General features: G+C 47.1%; 1 protein-coding gene. It reads left to right on the forward strand.

Going from position 1 to position 380, the window contains the following annotated elements:
• On the forward strand, positions 1-380 hold a 380-nt coding region (locus tag AB4486_RS27280), incomplete at both ends, for a penicillin-binding protein activator (protein WP_372119913.1).

A 380-nucleotide genomic window follows, 5' to 3' on the forward strand; every position in this document is an offset into this window, starting at 1 on the left:
GTATCGCTCAAATGGATGGGTTACTGAACCTAGACCTAGAAACAGAGCCACGCAGCCGTCGTGATATCGATTCTGTCTACATTGTGGCTAAGAACTCAGAGCTAACGCTAATCAAACCCTTCATTGAAGTTGCAATTAACCCTGATGCTAGCCAGCCCGCTCTTTTCTCAAACTCACGCAGCAACAGCGGTGATAAGCAGTATGAAGACCTAACCGGCGTGTTCTACAGCGACATACCACTATTGGTTGAGAACAAAAACGAGCTTAATAAAGAGCTAAACGACCTATGGCCTGCACACTCAAACGGCCAAAAGCGTCTGCAAGCACTGGGAATGGATGCATACTACCTAATGGATGCACTGCCACAGATGAAAGCCGTA

This window comes from Vibrio sp. 10N.222.55.C6 (assembly GCF_041473395.1).
GTDB classification, from domain to species: Bacteria; Pseudomonadota; Gammaproteobacteria; order Enterobacterales; family Vibrionaceae; genus Vibrio; species Vibrio crassostreae_C.